The sequence below is a fragment of the Haliscomenobacter sp. genome, assembly GCF_041740695.1.
In the GTDB taxonomy this organism is placed as follows: domain Bacteria; phylum Bacteroidota; class Bacteroidia; order Chitinophagales; family Saprospiraceae; genus Haliscomenobacter.
The window spans coordinates 1-18,015 of sequence record NZ_JBGSLK010000016.1 but is presented as its reverse complement, the minus strand read 5'-3'; the positions used below and the strand labels follow the sequence as shown (position 1 = coordinate 18,015).

The 18,015-nt window shown below is 48.1% G+C and carries 13 protein-coding genes; 9 read left to right on the top strand and 4 right to left on the bottom strand.

Going from position 1 to position 18,015, the window contains the following annotated elements; all coding sequences use genetic code 11:
• Nucleotides 1–8 precede the first annotated feature (8 nt).
• The 5 genes from ACEW9O_RS02610 (at nt 9) to ACEW9O_RS02590 (ending at nt 8,862) form a co-directional block, all read left to right on the top strand.
• Complete coding sequence (locus tag ACEW9O_RS02610) at nt 9–1,319, top strand: S8 family serine peptidase (protein ID WP_373548563.1); 1,311 nt, start codon at nt 9–11, stop codon at nt 1,317–1,319.
• A gap of 145 nt (nt 1,320–1,464) precedes the next feature.
• Nucleotides 1,465–4,254: a CHAT domain-containing protein gene (locus tag ACEW9O_RS02605; protein WP_373548562.1), complete on the top strand. Its 2,790-nt coding sequence runs from the start codon at nt 1,465–1,467 to the stop codon at nt 4,252–4,254.
• Between the two features lie 126 nt (nt 4,255–4,380).
• Nucleotides 4,381–5,739 carry a tectonin domain-containing protein gene (locus ACEW9O_RS02600; RefSeq protein ID WP_373548561.1) on the top strand — a complete coding sequence of 453 codons (1,359 nt, stop codon included), beginning with the start codon at nt 4,381–4,383 and terminating at the stop codon, nt 5,737–5,739.
• A gap of 113 nt (nt 5,740–5,852) precedes the next feature.
• The gene (locus ACEW9O_RS02595; protein ID WP_373548560.1) at nt 5,853–8,330 is read left to right on the top strand and encodes a glycoside hydrolase family 9 protein; all 2,478 of its coding nucleotides are present in this window, start codon (nt 5,853–5,855) and stop codon (nt 8,328–8,330) included.
• A gap of 223 nt (nt 8,331–8,553) precedes the next feature.
• The gene (locus ACEW9O_RS02590) at nt 8,554–8,862 is read left to right on the top strand and encodes a hypothetical protein (protein WP_373548559.1); all 309 of its coding nucleotides are present in this window, start codon (nt 8,554–8,556) and stop codon (nt 8,860–8,862) included.
• A gap of 2 nt (nt 8,863–8,864) precedes the next feature.
• Here the strand turns inward: ACEW9O_RS02590 and ACEW9O_RS02585 are convergent, their stop codons facing one another.
• Entirely contained in the window at nt 8,865–10,421 is a 1,557-nt protein-coding gene (locus ACEW9O_RS02585; RefSeq protein WP_373548558.1) for a glycoside hydrolase family 32 protein, read from the bottom strand.
• A gap of 72 nt (nt 10,422–10,493) precedes the next feature.
• Nucleotides 10,494–11,546, bottom strand: a complete 1,053-nt coding sequence (locus tag ACEW9O_RS02580) for a flavin monoamine oxidase family protein (protein WP_373548557.1) — start codon at nt 11,544–11,546, stop codon at nt 10,494–10,496.
• A gap of 75 nt (nt 11,547–11,621) precedes the next feature.
• On the opposite strand from ACEW9O_RS02580, the gene ACEW9O_RS02575 reads away from it, so the two are divergent.
• The gene (locus ACEW9O_RS02575; RefSeq protein ID WP_373548556.1) at nt 11,622–12,470 is read left to right on the top strand and encodes a sugar phosphate isomerase/epimerase family protein; all 849 of its coding nucleotides are present in this window, start codon (nt 11,622–11,624) and stop codon (nt 12,468–12,470) included.
• A gap of 245 nt (nt 12,471–12,715) precedes the next feature.
• Here ACEW9O_RS02575 and ACEW9O_RS02570 read toward each other — a convergent pair whose 3' ends face one another.
• Nucleotides 12,716–13,402, bottom strand: a complete 687-nt coding sequence (locus ACEW9O_RS02570) for a carbohydrate-binding family 9-like protein (RefSeq protein WP_373548555.1) — start codon at nt 13,400–13,402, stop codon at nt 12,716–12,718.
• A gap of 447 nt (nt 13,403–13,849) precedes the next feature.
• On the opposite strand from ACEW9O_RS02570, the gene ACEW9O_RS02565 reads away from it, so the two are divergent.
• Both ACEW9O_RS02565 and ACEW9O_RS02560 read left to right on the top strand, forming a co-directional pair.
• Nucleotides 13,850–14,995, top strand: a complete 1,146-nt coding sequence (locus tag ACEW9O_RS02565) for a DEAD/DEAH box helicase (protein ID WP_373548554.1) — start codon at nt 13,850–13,852, stop codon at nt 14,993–14,995.
• Nucleotides 14,996–15,360: 365 nt separating this feature from the next.
• Nucleotides 15,361–15,834, top strand: coding sequence for a nuclear transport factor 2 family protein (locus ACEW9O_RS02560; RefSeq protein ID WP_373548553.1), 474 nt, complete (start codon nt 15,361–15,363; stop codon nt 15,832–15,834).
• A 259-nt stretch (nt 15,835–16,093) separates the two neighbouring features.
• Here the strand turns inward: ACEW9O_RS02560 and ACEW9O_RS02555 are convergent, their stop codons facing one another.
• Nucleotides 16,094–17,134 (bottom strand): LacI family DNA-binding transcriptional regulator, encoded by a 1,041-nt coding sequence (locus ACEW9O_RS02555; RefSeq protein WP_373548552.1) that lies wholly within the window; start codon nt 17,132–17,134, stop codon nt 16,094–16,096.
• Between the two features lie 586 nt (nt 17,135–17,720).
• Between ACEW9O_RS02555 and ACEW9O_RS02550 the strand changes: the two genes are divergently transcribed.
• Nucleotides 17,721–17,897 carry a hypothetical protein gene (locus tag ACEW9O_RS02550; RefSeq protein WP_373548551.1) on the top strand — a complete coding sequence of 59 codons (177 nt, stop codon included), beginning with the start codon at nt 17,721–17,723 and terminating at the stop codon, nt 17,895–17,897.
• Nucleotides 17,898–18,015 lie beyond the last annotated feature (118 nt).

Genomic DNA, 18,015 nt, shown 5'->3' with positions numbered 1-18,015 from the left:
CAACCATTATGAGAAAATTCATTCTGCTTTTCATTTATGCCCTGTTTTTAGTCCATAGTTCATTTGCGCAAATCGTACCTCCTCCTCCTACAGGTTATTTTGATTTGATCATTGTCTTTCCAAATGATGCCAAACAAACTGAGATAGAAGCCATTCGCCTGGGCTTTAGAGCCACTCAACTTGCCATCACTCCCGTAACCCAGGCCAGACTCTGGCGAATGACCACTTCATCCAAATCTACCCTGACTTCTCCATTGGGTAGTTATTCTTACAGCGATCCGCTAGATGCTGTCGAAAGGGTTCGGGGCAGAACATCGGGTGTAGGCACCGGAGGAACTGCCATCCAAATCAGCACACCCACTCGATTGCCAGAGGCCTATGCTCCGGTAACCCCAAATGGCCAACCTTCCGGTTTGCCTCCTTTGATCAGTTGTATGCCGGAAATTGATTTTGTGGTTCCCTCCATGGGGACCAATGTTGTAAAAGTGGCCATTTTGGATACGGGTTTAGAAACTGATCAAGGAAAGTTGCCCATTCGGTTTAGAAATCCCGAGTTAGCCCGCTATGCGGAAGGAGCGGATGCCCGGAACTTTACCACCGATTACCGTTCTGAGTACGACATCAACGACAAGCACGGGCATGGAACCAGTGTGGCAAGTGTAATAGTACATGGGTTCAGGCGTTTGGGAAAACTCAACTGCCGGATCGTGCCCATCAAAGTACTCAGCAATACGGGCTCAGGTAACTTGTTTGCGCTCATCCAGGGGATTGATCACGCCATTCAAAAAGGAGTAGACATTATCAACATCAGCATCATTTCTCCAGACAAAACGGATTACAAAAAGAACAGTACCCCGATTGAACTGGCCATCCGCAAAGCCGGAGAAAATGGCATTTTGGTCGTTTCTGCCGCAGGCAACGGCAATACGGATATCGACCTGCTTGAAAACAGGATTTATCCGGCTTGTGCGCCGAATGCAAACCAAATGGTAGTCGCCGCTGGTGGTTGTAGTGGCACCAGGGCTTATTTTGCGAGTTTTGGAAAATATAGCGTTGACCTTTTTGCTCCCGGAGAAAATATATCGGTGTTCGGATTGGGAAATGTGTACAGGGTGGTAAATGGCTCTTCTTTTGCAGCACCCATTGTTGCAGGAATTGCGGCAGCATTGCGCACCCACAGCCCTACGCGCAACTGGAAGCCACTGGATTGTGCCATCCGCAGAGGAGTGACGCCAATCCCGGTTTTTAGTACATTGTGCAGCAGTGGTGGTGGGGTACACAGTGGTCGTGCCCTTTCCAGTTTGGGTTCGTGTAGATGATGAGCTTTTGCTACTTAAGCTACTAAAAATACTTAAAAGGTGAATCAGCTACAACAGTCTGGTTCATCTTTTTATTTTTGAGAAAAAATACATGCCAAAGTGTTTACCGTGCTTACCTCCGTTCCACTACAAAGCGACATTTTTCATGCTCTTTCTGGTCCTGGCGGCACGTGTATGGATCTACACCCAGGCTACATTAGATCCTGTTGAGCCCTTGTTTGAACAATTTTACCTCAGCACGGAAAGTATTGGCGACCATCCACAAAAAGCACTCCCTGAACTGCAAAGGATTCAGACCAAACTGAAAGCACTCCCCAGCCCTTCGCTTGCTGCTGCCGACCTTTGGCACGACCTGGGTTTGTTCTATTATGGCGACTTGGCCAACTACAACCAAGCACTCAGCTGTTTTTCTTTTGCCCATGCTATCCGCAAAAAGAACTTATCAGATCCTGCCCACAACGACCTTGCCCGCAGTGCCTTTATGATCGGGGTGTGTCACAAATACCTGGGCCATTACAACACTGCGCTTGCACAAGTCAATGCCGCTTTGAAGATCAGTTCAAAGGGCCAGAATTATTTCATGTTGGCGAAAGAATATTTGGAGCTGGGGGATATTTATGACTACTTGGGGGATTATGACCAGAGTATTACCTATTACGACCGTGCTTATCCGCATCTGCTCAACAGTCCACGCGACCGGGCCATTTTGTTGGAAGATTTGTACAAAAGATTGGCTCAGACCTACCTTGTCAAAGCAGAGCATCCGCTCGCTTTAGAAAAAAACCGTTTGGCCATTCGGGTCTGCATCGACTCGATGAATACCGATGTAGCCGACCATTTCAACGCCGAAATTGCCGATTGTTACACCAACATGAACCTCAGCTACCGGGCCCTACAACGCTACGATTCGGCCTACTGGTGTTTACAGCAGGCACAGCGATATTATCAGCAATCCAACCTAGGTGATGTTGCACTGCAGATTGGCAACGTGTACAACGAATTGGGTGAGCTTTATTTGGCCCAAAAGCGCTACCCGGAAGCACTCCAAAATCAGCAAAAAGCGATTGGTGTTTTACAAAATTATCCTCAGCACCGCTACTTGTCGAGCGCCTATGCCAGCGCGGGTGAGGCCCATTTGCAAGCAGGAAATCCAAGCATAGCAAGTACCTTTTTTAGGCAAGCCTTGCGTATTGTGGTACCCAAGTTCCCCAATTCGGTACAACAGATCAACACCGTTACCGACAAATGCCTCATCGCGCTACATGGCTTGGCCCGTTGTCAAATTGCACAACATCAATATCCTCTGGCGCTGTACAATTTCCGGCGCTTGGATACTTTGATAACCCAATTGAGGTCTTCCTTGCGTGAAGATGGTTCCAAATTCAGTTTAGCTCAACAAGCTTTGCCCATTTATGAAAATGCCATTCATACGGCGTTGTTGCTGAACGATACCCTTGCTGCGCTCAACTTTTGTGAACGCAACAAAGCGGTAGTCCTGCGACAAGCCCTGCAAGACCAATCTGCCAAACAATCTGCCCAGATTGCTCCCGAAAGTTTTGCCCGGGAAAATACCCTGCGCCAACGGTTGGTCTTTTGGCAAAAAAAGGTTCTGGATACTGAAAGTGATTCCCTGCGTGGAATTTGGCAAGACTCGCTGGCCAGGGTTCAAGTTTCCTTTGAACAATTCATTCAATTGCTTGAAAAAAAACAACCGGAGTACTACCGCCTGAAATATGCCCAAATCCGCGCTAAGTCGATAGCGGAGATTCAAGGTACTTTGCCCGATTCAACCCTATGTGTAGAATATTTTTGGGGCACTACGCAGTTGTTCGTATTTGCCATTTCTAAGGCGGATTGCCGGGTTTTTAGCCAAATACTTCGGCCTGGATTTATCGACTCCCTGGGTTTGTTGATCAAAAATCTACACCATACTGCCCCCGATGATCTTGCCTTGCGGTATATTTCTGCGGCGAGCTTTTCGGCCTATCAAACTTTGTTGAACCCGGCATTGGCTGCGCTCAATACCAAAAATCAAATTAGGCGCTTGCGGATTGTACCCGACGGTTTGTTGCATTACCTGTCTTTTGATGCCTTATTGGAAGCTCCTTCCCCCGACCTCAAAGCACGTAATGCCGCCTATTTGATCAAAAAGTTTGCCATTGGTTACAGTTTTTCCAATCAACTACTGGACAAGAAGTTAAACCCTCGGCTACGCGCCAGGCTGCGCTTTGGAGGCTTTGGAATCGGCTACGCCAACGTTGAAACCAAATTGGCCAAGCTCCCACTCGCTGAGGCGCAAGTTGACTATTTGCGAAAAAAAATCGGCGGCAAAATCTGGACTCAACACAAGGGACAAGCCACCAAAGAAAACTTTCTGGCGCATGCCCCACAATGCCGCATTCTGCACCTCTCCATGCATGGCAAAATCGACGAAAAACAACCCGCTAAATCGGCGCTGATGTTTGTGAAAAACCAGGCCATTGAGCCCCTTAGCGCCGTGGAGATTTATGGCATGCGTTTCCAGCACAATGAACTCACCGTGCTGAGTGCCTGCAATACCGGCAATGGCCAGTTGCAAAGGGGCGAAGGCATCATGAGCTTATCTCGTGCTTTTACTTACGCGGGTTGCCGCAGCTTGGTGATGAGTCTGTGGACACTCCAAGATGTTTATTCGGATGACATTGTGAAATCATTTTATGCCGCGTTGAAAGCAGGAAAACCCAAGGACATTGCCCTGCAAAGCGCGAAGCTGCATTACTTGTCTCAGGATGGATCTGAACGGCGGGCACCAAATTATTGGGCCGCGATGGTGGTGATTGGAGATGTGGAACCGATTGCGCTTAACCGATTTAGTCCGATTTATATTTATGCAGGAATTACTTTATTGATTGTGATGGTCTTAGGTGTTTTTAAATTCCGCAACAAACTTTTTTAATAAAAAAAACAAACCGGATTACTCACTTCTGGTGCCGAACTGCATTCTTAAGTTACATCAACAATCCCATTCATCACAAAAATCAAAACACCATAAAATCCTGGTGTCTATTTAAAACCCTTAAACATGAAAAAGGCAATTGCAATCGTTTTAATCTGCTTTAGTTGCTGCGCTCTTTTTGCACAATGGCAAAGAATGCCAGGTGAAGGATACGATATCGGCGTGGGTGCCAATGGGACCACCTGGGTGATTGGTACTGGGTATTCCATCCACCGTTGGACGGGAACAGCGTGGCAAGCTATGCCTGGTAATGCCGCCCGGCTTGACGTTGATGCAGCTGGATCAGCCTGGGTGGTCAACCAGGCGGGAAATGTTTTTAGATGGAATGGTAGCACCTGGGTAGCGGTCAGCGGCCAATTAAGAGACATCGGCATTGGTGCCAACAACGCCATTTGGGCCATCGGCAGAACCGCAGTAGCTGGCGGCTACAACATCTTGCGCTGGACGGGTTCTTCCTGGCAGACAATGCCTGGTGGTGCAGTACGGATCGATGTTGACCCAACTGGCAATGCCTGGGTCGTCAATAGTGCGGGCAACATTTTTAGATGGAATGGCGCGGGTTGGGCAAGTGTCAGCGGCCAGGGCCGGGACGTCGGTATTGGCGCAGACGGAACAGTTTGGTTGGTGGGCTGGAATGCTGTAGCAGGTGGGTTTCCCGTTTACCGCTGGAATGGATCCGCAATGGTCTTGACCGATGGAGGTTTGGAAAACATCTCTGCTGGACAAGACGGGGCTGCTTGGGGCACCAATTCAAGCGGGATGATCTGGAGAAGAGCGGGCAATCCTCGGGTAATGACTCGCTTTAATCCTGCCAACCATGGCTTTAGATTCGAGAATGACTTTGTCAGTAATTTTGCAGGCATTGATTTTTATGGTTTATGTGGTGGTATGGCGTATTCGGCTTTGGATTATTTCAACCGGAACATGGTTGTACCTTCACGAACGACTCCTCCGGAATTGGGCACCCCCTTACGCCAATACATTTATGACCGCCAACAAAACTCAACCACGGACAACCTGGATAAGTGGACAGAACTGACGGTCAATCCTTTTGGTGCTCGTACGAATGAATTCTTCAATTGGGGCTTGCAAGGCTTCGGTGGCGGAAGACTACAAGAATTAAGAGGGGAAATTGACGCAGGTCGCCCTGTACCGATTGGCTTGTTCAAAGGCGGAAATGGTGGATTCAACACCCATCATCAAGTTCTGGCAATAGGCTATCAATTGGGCAGATATACCGGAAATCTGGGACAATACAAGGATGAGTTGAGAATCTTCGTGTATGATTCAAATTTCCCGGGTCGGACCATGACTTTGGCACCAAATACAGGCAATGCTACCTACTACTATCTGGAAGAACCAGCCTGTTCCTGGATGACTTATTTTGTAGACAAGAAGTATCGAGCGGTTTCTCCGCTTCGCTAGTTTTTCTTGCCAGAGCTGGTGTTGGGTGAGTCAATCATCCAACACCAGCATTTTTCATTGATATTTATTTGTTATCTTCATTGGCGATTTTCAAATCACAGCAATCAGGTCCAATGAAGCAAATTTACTTGAAACTAGTTTTCTGGAGCCTCTTTCCATATCTCCTTTCTGCGCAATCCACCTGGATCCGCGTCAACCAACTCGGTTACCTCCCAGAGGACAAAAAAGTAGCGGTACTCGTCAGCAAGGAAACACCCCAGGTCAGCAGTTTTGAGTTGTGCGAAGCGAGTACCCATAAGGTCGTTTTCAGCAGCCGCAGCATTCAAACCTTTGGGGAATATGCCGCCTTCAGATCCGGTTGTCGGCTCAATTTTTCCAGTTTTAATCGGGAGGGGCGGTACTACGTGCGGGCTGCCGGGGTGCGCTCGCCCAGTTTTCGCATTGCCGCCGAAGTGTATGCAGGCACCGCCGACTTCATCCTGCGTTACATGCGGCAGCAGCGCAGTGGCTACAACCCCTATTTGAAAGATTCTTGCCATACCCAGGATGGCTACATCGTCTATCATCCCGATCCGGCCAAAAATGGCACCCACCTGGACGTTTCTGGAGGTTGGCACGATGCCTCCGATTATTTGCAATACGTCACCACCTCGGCGAATGCCACTTTCCAAATGCTGTTTGCCTACCAGCAAAATCCGGGTTCTTTCGGCGACGCGCATGATGCCAGTGGCACTCCCGGGCCCAATGGCATTCCCGATGTACTGGATGAAGCCAAATGGGGCCTCGACTGGTTGCTCAAAATGAACCCCACCAAAGACGAAATGTACAACCAATTGGCCGACGACCGCGACCACCTCAAAATGCGCCTTCCCAACCTGGATTCGGTGGTGTACGACCCCAAACAGGGTCTCCGCCGCCCGGTCTACTTCATTACCGGGCAACCCCAGGGTTTGTTGCGTTACCAAAACCGCACGAAGGGTGTCGCTTCTACGGCGGGGAAATATGCTTCGACCTTTGCGCTGGGCAGCCGGGTATTGGCACCCTTTTACTCCGAATACGCCCAAAAATTGTTGCCCAAAGCCTGGGACGCTTATACCTTTGGCCGCAAATTCCCCGGCGTGTGTCAAACTGCACCCTGCTGTGCCCCCTATTTTTACGAAGAAGACAATTACGTGGACGACATGGAACTGGCCGCAGCACAGCTCCTACAAGTGGCTCCCCAACGCAGTGAACTCCTCCAGCAGGCCAGCGAATACGCCCAGGCTGAACCCACAACCCCCTGGATGGGTGCAGACACAGCGCGGCATTACCAATGGTACCCCTTCGTGAATTTGGGGCATTACCTCATGGCCCAACAGGGTGGGGGAGTGGGCGCACCTTTTCGCCAATACCTCCAGGCGGGCATTGAAAAGGTAAAAGTCCGGGGGCAAAACAATCCTTTCCTCAACGGTGTGCCCTTCATCTGGTGCTCAAACAACCTCACGGTGGGCATTTTGACCCAAATGCACCTGTACCGCCAACTGACCAAAGACGATCAATACCAGGAACTAGAGGCTGCCATGCGCGACTGGCTCTTCGGCTGCAATCCCTGGGGTACAAGTATGATTTACGGCCTGCCAGCCGATGGCGATACCCCGGTGGATCCACATTCCGCTTTTACCAACCTCTACAATTATCCAATTGACGGCGGCTTGGTGGATGGCCCCATTTACGGGAGCATTTTTGGCCGATTGATTGGCATCACCATGCACGAAGCGGATGAATACGCCGAGTTTCAATCCAAACTGGTGGTGTACCACGACGACAATGGCGATTACTCCAGCAATGAACCCACCATGGATGGCACCGCGAGCTTGAGTTACATCCTGTCAGCGTATGAAAAGGAGGGCAAAGCGGCGACGGATCAAAAGCAGCGGGATGTGTACGGTGGCATTCAAGGGATGAACCCGCAGGAACCTACCGTTTACTTGACTTTTACTGGCCACGATTTCGGTGAAGGCGGCAAGTTCATCTTGAAGACTTTGAAAAAACAGGGGGTCAAAGCTTCGTTCTTTTTGACGGGCGATTTTTTGCGAACACCGCAGTTCAGAAGCAGCATTCAACAAATGGTCGTGGATGGGCATTACTTGGGGCCTCATTCGGACAAACACTTGTTGTATTGTGATTGGGGAAAAAGGGACTCGTTGCTGCTAAGTCGTCCGCAATTTGAACAGGACTTGCAAGCCAATTTGCAGGTGTTGAAAAGCTTTGCACCCACGGCATCCATCACCCATTTTATGCCGCCCTACGAGTGGTACAACGAACAAATTACCCGCTGGAGCCAGCAGCAGGGGCTACAACTGATCAACTTCAGCCCCGGCACGGGCACCAACGCAGACTACACTACGCCCAGCATGAGCAACTACCGCAGTAGTGATCAACTGTACGAGCGTTTGCTGGATTTTGAACAAAAAAATACCACTCACCTCAATGGGGCCATCGTGCTGATCCACTTGGGGACGGATCCGGCGCGGAAGGACAAGTTTTATCGGCGGCTGCCGCAGTTGATTGCGGAGTTGAAGGGGAAGGGGTATGGATTTGGGAGGTTTTGAATCAAGTAGTATCCTTAGGTGATTCTTGAGTGCCTTAGGTTTCTTAGGTGGTAAAATAATTCCCTGCTCCGCAGGTTTTTTCTTTTTCACCACCAAAGAAACCTAAGGCACCTAAGAGTCACTTCAGGGGGCTGTAAGTTCCCTGTACTAGTGATAAAATCACCCATTTGCGTGAGTAAACCTTCACTCCATTTCCAGAACTTTGTCCCAAAATCAATTCACCATGTTTACACCTGCCCAACGTTTGTATTTTATGTTTTTGTTCGTGTTGGTCTTCATTATGTTCATCCTCGCAGCCTATACCGCCTGGATCGATCCGGCCATCACCTATGGTTTTTGGCCGGGGATCAAGCACGGTTTTTTTGCGGTGCAAAACGGGTTCATTGGCCTGTTTACCGGGCGAGAATATCATGCGCCTTTGTGCACGAGTGGGTACCGTTGGGGGTACTGGATCGGGTTGTTTTTGATTCCGGGGCTGATTAAGCTGGTTTTTGAGGTATTGGGTATTGTGGTGGGGGAGTGGTTGCGGTGAAACTACTTCCAAATCCCCTTTAACTTCCACAACTGCCCCTTCACAATCTCCACTTTTCCCCCCTCACAAAACAAGGAAATCGAATCAAAAGGAGTACTTGGGAAAAATAAATCCGTAAGCACCACCTGGCCACCATCCGCAAAAAGTTCGATAGAAGAAACATCAATTAGGATATGCATTTTCACCTTGCGGTCTTTGTTTTCCCGGTTTGCCAAGTGAATGTCTTTGCCAAATGTTTTGGAAAAATCTTGATTGCCCGCCGCTCTGCGGTCGCTGTAAAATTGATTTTGAGCGGCATCCATCCCAATGCGGTATTTTTCCCCTTTGGCATTGCTGAGTTCAAGTCCCCATTTTACCTGTGGATCACTGGGCAGCATAACCTCCAGTTCCACTTCCAGTTGAGCCGGAGAGAGGCCACTTTTTTTGCCCAAATCCAAAGTCCCTGTCAGGGATTGAGCAGGTAAGGTGAACCCATTGGCACGCAACTTCTTCTGTTCGGGGATCGCTTGAGAAAATACCCTTAGGCCTTCTGAGGTCTGCCGAAGGCTCAGTTCGCGGGCAACCGTAGTTGCGCTCCGCCAGGGGTGGGTGGGTACATTCTGCGCGTAGTCCCAATTGCTCATCCAGCCCATGAACAAACGCCGCCCAGCGGGTGCATCCGACCAAGTTACCCCGGCGTAATTGTCGCGGCCCCAGTCAATCCACAGGACTTTATCGGGGGCATTGTCGTTGCGGAAGGTTTTTCCATCAAACTCGCCGATGAAGTATTGGGTAGCCGAGCCGCCGTTGGGGCCGCCGGGATTGATGCTTTGCAGCAACACCCATTTGGTTTGTTTGCTGTCCGCTACCGCAAGAGGGAAAAAATCGGGGCATTCCCAAACGCCACCGTGGTTGCCGTGCTCGGCCCCGAAGTCGCTGAGGAAAGTCCAGTTTTTTAAATCGGGCGAGCCGTAAAACCGCACCTGATTTTGCGCAGCCAATACCACAATCCATTGTTTGCTGCCCTCGTGCCAGATCACTTTGGTGTCGCGAAAATCCCGGATGCCCGGGTTCGGGATCACGGGGTTGCCCTTGTATTTGGTCCAGGTGCGGCCAGCGTCGTTGCTGTAGGCAAGGGATTGGTATTGAAAGTCAGTGCGGCCAGCCTTTTCCCCCGACATCAGGTGGTGGGTAAACATGGCGACCATCGGTGGCTGGCCATTGATGCCAAATCCACTGGTGTTTTTCCAGTCGATCACGGCACTGCCCGAAAAGATCAGCCCCAGTGAATCGGGATACAGGGCGATGGGCAAATTGCGCCAATACACCAAATCCCTGCTCACCGCGTGCCCCCAGTGCATCGGGCCCCAAACTTTATCCTCAGGGTAATGCTGATAAAAGAGGTGGTATTCCCCCTTGTAGTAGACCATGCCGTTGGGGTCGTTCATCCACATTTGGGGTGGGGAGAAATGGAATTGGGGGCGCTGGGGCTCGTGGTAATGGCCACTTTGGGCCAAGCCCTCTAATCCAGCCAGCAGGATCATCAATAAGTATAATGTTTTACGCAAGTAGGTTTTCATGGACTGATTGATTTTGGACACGAGGTCTTTTGACTAAAAGTACAAGATCAAGGCATTTCTACCAAAAAAATCTTAAAGCAGCTTCAACACCCGCTCTGCAGCCTCCAGTCCACTCACTACAGCCCCATCCATGTAGCCGGGAAATGTAGCGGCCGTTTCCGTGCCTGCAATGATAAAGCGACCATCAAAATAGGTGTCCCTAAAGATTGGATCTCCATTGTTTTGATGGGGCAAAATGTAGCCAGCATAGGGGGCAAAAGTATCCTGCTCCTGTTGCCAAACACAATCGTAGTAGGTACTATATTGCAGGGCTTCGTCGCCGAAATACTTTTGCAATTGCTGGAATACGAGTGCTTTTCTTTGTTCCTGCGTTGCCCCGTGCAAGGCACCGCTCATGAAGCCTTTTAGGGCAAAATGGGATGCTTCCACATTGGAATGATCGTACAGTTCACTGATCGGCCCTACATTGCTGAATACCGAACCCGAGTATTTTTTCTCCCGCCAGAAAGCCCTTGGATAAGTGATGGCTACTTTGATGGATTCGCCCATCCAGGTATGGGTTTGTTGGGCTTTTCGCAGCAGGGGCTCTGGCAGAGATGGCTGGAAGGTAAGTTTTTCAACCAACAACTTCGGCGGAATGGTGGATACTACTATGTCCGCTGTGAAGCTTTGATCAGTGCTTTCCACGCTAAAAACGCCATCCAGGTAGGCTATCTTTTGGACGTGTTGCCCCAACTGGAGTTGATCTGGAGCCAAATGACTCAGTAGTTTGTTGATCAAAACGCTGCTGCCTCCGGCAATGCGCAGGTTGGGTGCCTGTTCTGGCAACAAAAAGACTTGAGGCGGCGAGGTGGAAATGGGTTCGTAAAAAGTGTAACCTTGCAGGAACTGCTCAAAAACGGGTAAGGCCAATTCGTTCAACAAGCCGACTAAAGTTTCGTGCTTTTCGCCCAGCCAAGTCGCCCCCATTTCTACTGGTGCTTCACCAGTGGGGTAGAGGGTGTGAATGCGCCCACCGGGGCGGTTGCGCGCCTCGATGAGGGTGGCGGCGATGCCTGCCTTTTTGAGTTGATAAGCCAAGGTGAGGCCAGTCAAACCTGCCCCTAAAATCAATACATTTTTCATGGTGCAAAAATAGGCAATTATTGCGGGAGCTGGATTGCGGGGATTGCTTAAATTAGCCACTCAAACCGCTACATTATGAAAATTGTACCATTGCTCATCCTGCTCTTTTCACTAAACAGTATACCTGCTGTAGCCCAGGATATTTTTGACCAAAACAAACTCACGGCCTGGTGCATCGTCCCCTTCGACAAACTGAAACGTGGCCCGGAAGAGCGGATCGCCATGTTGGAAAAATTGGGCTTCAAGCAGTACGTATACGACTGGCGTAGTGAGCACATCCCTTCTTTTGACCAGGAAATCAAATTGGCCAAACAGCACAACATCGCCATGGAAGGCGTTTGGCTTTGGGTCAACAGCCAGCTGGATAAAACGGGGCAATTGAGCGCCGACAACCAAAAAGTGATCGATATTGTGGCCAAAAACAAGCTCAAAACCACCTTTTGGCTGGGTTTTGACAATGGTTTTTTTGAGGGACTAACGCACCACGAAAGGGTGGCCAAAGGCGCCGCATTTTTGAAATACCTGCATTCCGTCCTGACTCCCTTGCAGTGCAAAATTGCCTTGTACAACCACGGCGGCTGGTTTGGTGAACCAGAAAACGAAATTGAAATCATCAAAAAAGCTGGATTGAAAGGCGTCGGCATCGTGTACAGTTTTCACCATGGCCACCACCAAATCAATCGTTTTTACAGCATGTTGAAAAATATGCTGCCTTACCTCGTGGCCATCAATCTGGATGGTATGGATTTGAGCAAAGGCCAAATTCTCCCAATTGGCACTGGGAAAAGTGAAAAAGAAATGATTCAATTGATTCGGGAAAGTGGCTACAAAGGGCGGATCGGGGTACTGGGGCACCGGGATGATGAAGATGTGGAGTTGGTGTTGCGGGGAAATTTGGAGGGGTTGCGGGGGATTTTGAAGTAGGGACACACGGCCGTGCGTCTCTACAAGATATGTTAACGTGAGTTTTGAATTAATTAATTTTTTTACCGCAGAGTTTCGCAGAGTACACACGGAGTTTCTCGGAGTTTAGGCCACCTTCTCCAGCCACCGGAGGTGGCAGAACTCCTAAAAGCTAAAAAACTCTGAGAAACTCTGCGTGTACTCTGCGAAACTCTGCGGTAAAAAAATCCCTTATTTTAGAACGAACCTATTAAAAAAAAGGATAATTAACGCGGAAGAATATTAAGCAATCCAAAACGGCGTGGCCGGTGAAATGCTGGAGTTTTACCACTCATCGTAGGGCTCCAACAGAGGAAAGCACAATTGTCTACATTGCATTTCCAGTTTTTTTCAAGGGGCATTTGTTTGGCCACAATGCGGTAAAAATTAATGCGGTATTGGGGCGACTTTTCAGGCGAGATCAAGCCCCAGGGGATTGATAAGGTGCCCGACCAGGCCTGTTGACCTTTGCTGGCTTGGTGCACAATTTTACTACTGGCCGGGTCTAGCAACTCCCCCTTCATGTCACCTTTATCCCCCAAAGACGGATAAGTGATTTTACCCACCCATATGGCATTGTTGGGATTGATCTCCAGTTCCAGGTACTGCGTTGGGTCGGCAGTTCCGGGGGCAATAAATACCTCAAACACTTCTTGATTGTACAATGGGAGGTTGTGCTCAACGTAGGTGTTTTGCGCTACGTACTCATCTTTTTCACACAAAAAAGCGACGTGTAGGTAGTCCTCATCCGCTTTTAGTTGCACCGAGGTTGGGTAATCGGCAGCAGTGCCATCGGTAGAGTGGAAAAAAGTGGAAGTCTCGAGAGGCGTCCATTGGCCAGGTCGGAGCTGGATGGTATTGGTGTTTTGTTCGTGCATGTTGACAAAAAATAGGAGCAGAAAAAGGTGCAGCATACTTTATAAGCTTAGTAGTGGGGCAAAAATAAGTGTTCATTTTTTCTGAGCCAAAGGATTAGATAAGAAACTTAAAATGAACCGTTTACTCATCTAATCCTTTGGCAAAATGAAACACTTATTTTTTATCGCCCCAAAGAGCGATGGTAACAAATATAAACAAGGAAGGTGGATTTTTAAGGTTAAAAACAAAAAGCTGCACAGTACCAGATAAAACTGTACCTTTGTAGCGATATTTAAAATACTTGATGTTGATTTGTAGCTCAAGATACGGAAGAGCCACTTTTACATTTGTTTTTCCGGCTCGGTATTTTTGCCTTGCTCACCTTGTGATTCATTCAATTTCAGGAGATTACGGTGCAAACTGGAGAGAGTCTATCTTTTCCCTTGCTGTACCATTATTGCTACTGAGACAACAGATACCAAGGTAGCAGCTAACATTACCACATGACTTTTAAGGATTTAAATTTGATTGACCCCATCCTGCGTGCGCTGGAAACTGAGGGTTACACCACTCCAACACCCATTCAACAACAGGCCATCCCCATTCTTTTACAGCGAAAAGACCTACTGGGTTGTGCACAAACCGGAACCGGGAAAACGGCAGCTTTTGCCATCCCGATCCTACAATTGTTGCACAATGACGGAGTGCCCACAATCGGGACTCGCCAAATCAGAGCCTTGATTCTCACGCCTACCCGTGAACTGGCCATCCAGATCAACGAAAGTTTCAGTGCCTATGGACGGCATACGAACTTGCGGCATGGGGTGATTTTTGGTGGAGTCAACCAGACCAAACAAGTGGAAAACATTCGCCGAGGTTTGGACATCCTGATTGCTACTCCCGGGCGTTTGCTCGACTTGATGAACCAGAAACTGGTCAGTTTACAATACCTCAATACCTTTGTGTTGGATGAAGCCGACCGGATGTTGGACATGGGTTTTGTACACGATGTAAAACGGATCATCAGCAAATTGCCTGAACGTCGGCAAACCCTGTTTTTCTCGGCAACCATGCCCCCGGAAATCCAGAAACTGGCCAATACCATCCTGTACAACCCGGCTAAAGTAGAGGTTACCCCCGTTTCGTCTACCACTGAAACCGTGGAGCAACTGGTTTATTTTGTGGAAAAAAGGGACAAACGTGAACTCTTGATCCAGTTGCTGAAACAAGCCAAGATCAAGTCGGTGCTGGTTTTTACCCGTACCAAACACGGCGCTGATAAAATCAACCGCGACATTGTTAAAGCTGGTATTCGTTCCAATGCCATCCACGGCAACAAATCACAGAATGCACGCCAAAGCGCACTTTCTGGGTTTAAGGAAGGTAAAATCCGTGTATTGGTCGCTACCGATATTGCGGCCAGGGGCATCGATGTAGACAGCCTCAGCCACGTGATCAACTACGATTTGCCCAATATCCCCGAAACCTACGTACACCGGATTGGTCGTACCGGGCGGGCAGGGGCCAGCGGGATCGCACTGTCTTTTTGTGACAGTGAAGAAAAAGCTTACTTGCGCGACATCAATCGGCTGATTGCCAAAAATATTCCTACAATTACCTACGCGCCAAATATGCAGCTGAAGTATTGAAAAACCAGAAATAGATAAAAAAAGAAGTCCTAATTGTCTGAAAATTTGATTTTTATGACAATTAGGGCTTTTTTATAATTCCAATTTTTAGTGAAATTGTACTTTTTAACATAAAAATCATGCCGCATTTTTGTATCATAAATAATCATCCAACGGCAATGATTACGGGACTCAAACAACACTCTAATAAACCTTAAGCTCGTTTTACCTTTCATTACGCTAAGTAGTAAGCACAAAGGACCAAGGCAGCACCAATGATGTTCGTCAACTGTTGACGAGGTGCCGATTTATTGCTGCTCCCTTGTTGTTCTTTGTGCCAATTTGGGAAAATTGATGTACATTTCGCTACACTAACACTTAGCGTCATGTCCAAACATCCCAACCAAGCTCTCCTCGAACACTTCTACACTTCCTTCCAAAACAAAGACTACGCGGGCATGCAAGCCTGCTATACCGACGATGCCACCTTCAGCGACGAGGTATTTCACAACCTGGATGCTATTCAGGTGCGGGCCATGTGGGAGATGTTGATTCGCAATGGCAAGGATTTACAGTTGGAGTTTAGTAAGGTTACTGCGGATGAAGACACAGGAAGCGCTTATTGGGAAGCCAGCTATACCCTCTCTGCCACTGGGCGAAAAGTCCTTAATAAAATCAAGGCCAGTTTTGAATTTGAAAACGGCAAAATCAAAAAGCACGTCGACCGCTTTGATTTTTACGCCTGGGCCAGACAGGCTTTTGGCTTTACGGGCATCCTCCTGGGTTGGACTCCTTATTTCCGCAAAAAAGTCAACAGCACGGTGATGGGCAATCTGGCCAGATTCATGCAGCAGAAGTAATCATGCTGCCGATCGTTGTGTGTGCCTAAACACGATGAATCAATTGGATTCGGCTTCGCCAAATCTTTCAACACGACGACGCAACGAAACGACGACACGACGTCCTCAGCGCTGTGCGCTGAGTGGGTCCAACGCTTAGCGTTGGGCTGTAGCGGTAGCTAAACGTCGTGTCGTCGTACCGTCGCGCCGTCGTGTTAAAAATAAGCAGCGAAGCTGCGTAAAATGAAGTTTGTTGTTGAGACTTGATCATAAAATGAGGTCAACGGCTGGCCACGGGAACACCCGATGATTGCCGTACCACCAAATCAGAACGCAACAAAATCGTTTGGGTCAACATGATGTCGCCGGCACCAGTCAGGTGATTGATCAGGCTGCGCGCTGCCAATTCGCCCATTTCATGCCCCGGATAATGGATGGTGGTCAAATTGGGCTCTACAATTCTACTCACCGGATCGTCATTGAAGCCTACCACCGCAATGTCTTCCGGTACCCGGATGCCTTGGGCTTTAAGGCCAATGACAAGGCCTGCGGCACAGTTGTCGTTGGCCACAAATACAGCGTCTGGTCGATTGGGCAGGGCATGCAGGTATTTGGCGGCATCCGTCCCCGACTCCACACTTAAGTCGACCAAACAAATCAAACTCTTATCCAAGGGAATCCCAAACTCAGCGAGGGCCATGGCATAGCCTTGAAAGCGCTCCTTGTAGATGCTCTGCGTGCTCGATACCGTAACGTGGGCAATCCGCCGCCGCCCCTGGCTGAGCAAATGTTTGGTAGCTTCATAAGCAGCCTGAACGTTGTTGATGCGGATATTGGTAAAGGAACTACTCTCAGGAGTACGATCGAAAAAAATGACGGGGATGTTTTTTTTGGCAAATTTTTCAAAGGGATCCAAATTGCTCGTAAGGTAAGAAAGAGACACCAGGAGCCCATCAACCCGGTTGTTAAACATGGTGCGGACGTTGCTGCCTTCTCTTTCTGCTGATTCTGACGACTGGCTGATGATCAGGTTGTAACCCGCCTGGCTGGCCACATTTTCGATGCCTGCAATCACCGATGCCATAAAATAGCTATTGAGTCGGGGAATGATCACCCCAATGGTATTCGTATGCTGCTGACGCAAACTACGGGCAAACTGATTGGCTTGGTAGCCGTTTTTCTCGGCCAATTCAAAGACTCTTTTTTTGGTTTTGTCGCTTACCACCGGATCGTTCCTCAAGGCTCGACTCACCGTGGCTACGGAAATCTCAAGTTGGGCCGCAATATCATAGATGGTTACATCCTTTTTTGTCTTGCTCATAACACGCACGAACATTTGTAGTCTGACACTCAGAAACAGAAACAAAAGCGTAAATCAATGGAAAACAATAAAATGTGAGCATTTTACATGCTTCCGTGATTGGCTACAGCAAAGCTAGTCAAAAAACACCGGAAAAAACCAATGTAATCGATTGCATTTTTAAAAAAGACTTTTTACTTTTTCCTTATTAATTTGGCTATATGGCATCACAACAAAAAATAATTTTATAAACCTCCACTATTTTTTTCTATTCAATCGATTTCAACTGTTATTGCGATCACGGCAGCTTATTCATATGTTCAAAATACTATACCATTAATTCACATTTTCACCATTGCTAAGCGCCAAAAGTCGACAAAAGAACAGATATTTTAGCAATCGATTACATTGTGTTTTCCTTGTGGTGGTTTTGAAGACGGAGTTGTTGGTGTAGGATTCATCTGGGAGGGCTATTTAAAATTTGACTTTACTAACAAAATAAAAACAAAGGATATGCCATTTTATCTTTATGAAATCAGAACAGTATTGTCTATTATTATCGCTTTTGTTTTTGCTCGCCTTTTGCAAAAATAAATCAGAGTTAAGCGTGAAACAAGAACATTTAAAAACTCAAAAATCTAAAAACATCGATGAACCAATTGATGTCAATGCTAAACCTTATATAGAAACATACATCACTGATCGAGAAGGAGTTGTATTGAAGGAAGATACGAGTGAATTAGCCAAGGTTTTAGGACATCTTCATACTACTGGACATTTTTGAAAAATGCGAGGAAAAGCGCGAAATTAGAGTTTACCAAGACGCTAAGAACGTATGCTTCCCTCGCACCTACGCAAATTTAAAACATTGTACACTAGGTTTGGCCTAGGAGCAGTAAAAA

Coding starts and splice junctions, on each gene's coding strand:
- ACEW9O_RS02600 (WP_373548561.1), top strand. CDS start 4,381: ATGAAAAAGGCAATTGCAATCGTTTTAATCTGCTTTAGTTGCTGCGCT.
- ACEW9O_RS02570 (WP_373548555.1), bottom strand. CDS start 13,402: ATGCTGCACCTTTTTCTGCTCCTATTTTTTGTCAACATGCACGAACAA.
- ACEW9O_RS02590 (WP_373548559.1), top strand. CDS start 8,554: ATGTTTACACCTGCCCAACGTTTGTATTTTATGTTTTTGTTCGTGTTG.
- ACEW9O_RS02585 (WP_373548558.1), bottom strand. CDS start 10,421: ATGAAAACCTACTTGCGTAAAACATTATACTTATTGATGATCCTGCTG.
- ACEW9O_RS02605 (WP_373548562.1), top strand. CDS start 1,465: ATGCTCTTTCTGGTCCTGGCGGCACGTGTATGGATCTACACCCAGGCT.
- ACEW9O_RS02555 (WP_373548552.1), bottom strand. CDS start 17,134: ATGAGCAAGACAAAAAAGGATGTAACCATCTATGATATTGCGGCCCAA.
- ACEW9O_RS02595 (WP_373548560.1), top strand. CDS start 5,853: ATGAAGCAAATTTACTTGAAACTAGTTTTCTGGAGCCTCTTTCCATAT.
- ACEW9O_RS02560 (WP_373548553.1), top strand. CDS start 15,361: ATGTCCAAACATCCCAACCAAGCTCTCCTCGAACACTTCTACACTTCC.
- ACEW9O_RS02580 (WP_373548557.1), bottom strand. CDS start 11,546: ATGAAAAATGTATTGATTTTAGGGGCAGGTTTGACTGGCCTCACCTTG.
- ACEW9O_RS02575 (WP_373548556.1), top strand. CDS start 11,622: ATGAAAATTGTACCATTGCTCATCCTGCTCTTTTCACTAAACAGTATA.
- ACEW9O_RS02565 (WP_373548554.1), top strand. CDS start 13,850: ATGACTTTTAAGGATTTAAATTTGATTGACCCCATCCTGCGTGCGCTG.
- ACEW9O_RS02610 (WP_373548563.1), top strand. CDS start 9: ATGAGAAAATTCATTCTGCTTTTCATTTATGCCCTGTTTTTAGTCCAT.